3 protein-coding genes are annotated in these 2,813 nt (G+C 54.3%); 2 read left to right on the top strand and 1 reads right to left on the bottom strand.

What is annotated here, in order from left to right; genetic code table 11:
* Window positions 1-19: 19 nt before the first annotated feature.
* Window positions 20-802, bottom strand: coding sequence for a ParA family protein (locus ACMTNU_RS20360; RefSeq protein WP_413937124.1), 783 nt, complete (start codon window positions 800-802; stop codon window positions 20-22).
* Window positions 803-1,720: 918 nt separating this feature from the next.
* Here ACMTNU_RS20360 and ACMTNU_RS20355 point away from each other — a divergent pair.
* Window positions 1,721-1,969, top strand: coding sequence for a hypothetical protein (locus tag ACMTNU_RS20355; RefSeq protein ID WP_413937123.1), 249 nt, complete (start codon window positions 1,721-1,723; stop codon window positions 1,967-1,969).
* A gap of 413 nt (window positions 1,970-2,382) precedes the next feature.
* The coding region (locus ACMTNU_RS20350; RefSeq protein ID WP_413937122.1) for a hypothetical protein at window positions 2,383-2,813 on the top strand (431 nt) is incomplete at its 3' end.

The raw sequence follows: 2,813 nt of genomic DNA, 5'->3' as shown, positions 1-2,813 counted from the left end.
GTCGCGATCAGTGGTTTTTTCATTCCATCACCCCCATCGTATGAGCCACCTTTTGAAAGATCGGCTTCAGATGCAGCCATGCCTCTCGAGAACTGGTTTTCTGTAATGTCCAGATCGGCGCTCCCATCGCCTGGGCTTCCGCCACCGCCGTGCGTGACGGAATGGCGGCCATCCGGCCGTCCTCCAGTCGAATGAACAGCGAGGCAAAGGCCGTACAGAGTTGGTCGAAATTGGCGCGTTGAAAGGGCGTGGGCTCGACCAGATTCGGAAGCAGGCCGATGAATCGAAGATCTTTGTTCAGGGTGCTTTGTATCTTGAGGACCTGCGCCCGGAGTGCCGCGATGCCGTCGACTGCTTCTTGATTCAGCTGTATGGGCGACAGCACAAAATCACCCACCACCAGTGACGCGAGCACCCGGATATCGGGATTTGGATTCGTATCAATGATGGCCACATCAAATCGGTCATCCATTTCGTTGAGGAACAACCGGAGATTATTGGCAAACTGGTTGTGATCTTCTTCTCGTCTCTCGAGTTTGAGCAGATCGCCGTGTGAGGGAATCACTACAAAGGTGCCGCCTTCAATGGTGGTCACCGGTTCGGTCAACAGTTGGTTGGCCGTGATGGATGAGATGGTGGCCAACTTGGAGGTGCCGATGTTTTTCGACGTGTTCCCTTGATGGTCTAAGTCAATGATCAAGACCCGTTTCTTGAGCATTTCGACGAGGAAGTACCCCAGTTGGCAGGCAATCGCCGTTTTCCCCACGCCGCCCTTCTGATTGGCTAAGACCAATGTTTTCATCGATCGCTCTCCTTTTTCACGAGCCAGAACGTTCGCTGCTTCTTCGCGACAGGCTTTCCCGAATGACCGGCGTTGTGCATCCCTTCCATGGTTGGATTTTGGTGATGGTTGAGAAAATGCGAGAGGGCGCGTTGGGGTCTTCCGATCGCGTCAAAGTAAGATTGGTTCCTAATCATTTGACGGTTGCTCTCGCGAGTCGGACGCGTCATGGAGCGTGCGGCATTCTGAATACGCCATACTGAGTGAGCCTGAGTAGTTTTGCGAGTCTGTGTGGAAGGTTCTTCTCCCTTACGTTTCTGATGGGAGCAGTATCCTAGGTAAGAGAAATTGTCAATCCTCTTCCGCCAAAAACCGTAGAGGTCGATGATTGAATTGTGCATGACCCTGAATGAACGTTCAGATTGCCTTAGCGGGCGCAATAGCTTCCGGTGAGATTGCAAGAAAGAGCGACGATCGGGTTCGCCAAGAATTGGTTGGATAACAGGTTGGGGGGACCAGGCATTCTGTCATGCCTCACGTGTAGCACTGCTGGTAGCTATCCGGCGATAGCCGGCTACGCGTCGACAGAATTGTTGTCCCTACGCAGCGTGGGGAGCATGGGAAAGAGCGGGATGAGATTGAGGCGAGCATGGTCGTGCGGTCGCTGACGGTCTTGTGCAGAAATCTGGTGCGGCCCTGGCTGATTTTTGCATGATCGACGGATTCACCAAATATTTTGCGCTCCGTCGCGTTCCATCGTACCGTCACAAGTATGCCGGAACCATCTTTATCGTTCCCGCGCGCTGCGGCCTCCGCTTGTCCCGAATATGGATACGAACAGGAAGGTGAGCTGGAATGTCGGCGGTGAGGGGTCATTAATCCATCAGTTCCGGCGGTTGAAACAGATCAAGCTCGAGTATTGAGGGGATGGAGGTGCGTATGACCATCGGCTATCAGCGAGTCCTTCCGCTGTTGATACTCGTCCTGATAATTGGGTTGCATGGTTGTCAACGTGAGACGCCGGTCGAGAAGTCGCAGGCCTCACAGGCACCTTCGGTCGTCGATCAAGCGGTTCGTCAGTCCGTCGATGCTATCCAGACCCCGATGGACAAGGCTCGCGGGGTGGAACGGACGTTGAATGAGGCGGCTGGTCATACGGCTGATCGAGTTCAGGAAGCAGGGCAGTAGAAGTGTTCGTGAATATTGTGGGTTGGCCTAATAATTCAGGAGCGGCTCTCCTACAACCGCCGATACGCCGTCGCAACAATATATGTCGTTTCTGTGATCCTGAATCCCAGGTTTCATGTTCAACGTTTCAAGTTCATCATCAAACCTGATATTTGAAACCTTAGGCCGTGACGCTTCGCGAGGTGTTTTGGCCATGTGGCTTCGACACGAACTATCGCGGCTCGGAGCCGTCCTTCTCTCAGGAAGAACCTCTTTCCTTCGCGTCAGCTCATTGCGTTCCTCCCACAGCGAGCATAGACTCTTCACCTGACTCTGAGCCCCCTGAGTTGTTGTTTCGCTAAATGGCGGAGCACAAGATTGCGGGGCTATCCCATTGACAGCCGCACGCTGTTCCCACAGAAAGGAGAGGGTGCATGGATTTTCCCGCAGTCGGTTGGATTGGTCGTGTTGTGCTGTGTGCGATCCCGGTGATGGTTGTGAGTCTTCCGATCGAAGCCGCCCCGCCAGGCCTCAATCCCTGTACCTTGCTGACAACAGCAGAGGTCGAGCAGGTCCTGAGTAAGCTGAAGGGAATGCCGAAAGGTGACACGCTGGCTGATGCCAAGTCGTGTACCTATGAGTTTGCCAATGGCCAGGATGAGTTTGAAATCTGGATTGGTCCCGGCGATGCATTCGCACGTATGCGCAAGGACGCGAAAAAGCCGGTGACGGTGGGCGGTTTCGGGGAGGAGGCCTTTATGGATCGGGGGAGACTCGATCTCGGCTCGCTGGAACTCACGATGAGGAAAGGGGCGGTGTTGGCGCAACTTTCGATCAGGGAAGGCGCAGGCGACGAAGCGAAACT

Source organism: Nitrospira sp. BLG_1, assembly GCF_047338595.1.
Taxonomy (GTDB): domain Bacteria; phylum Nitrospirota; class Nitrospiria; order Nitrospirales; family Nitrospiraceae; genus Nitrospira_D.
Note: the sequence above shows the minus strand (reverse complement) of the source record. Positions and strands in the feature narration are given on the sequence as shown.

Excerpts from the sequence above, each read along its gene's own strand:
- ACMTNU_RS20360 (WP_413937124.1), bottom strand. The coding sequence starts at position 802 with ATGAAAACATTGGTCTTAGCCAATCAGAAGGGCGGCGTGGGGAAAACG.
- ACMTNU_RS20355 (WP_413937123.1), top strand. The coding sequence starts at position 1,721 with ATGACCATCGGCTATCAGCGAGTCCTTCCGCTGTTGATACTCGTCCTG.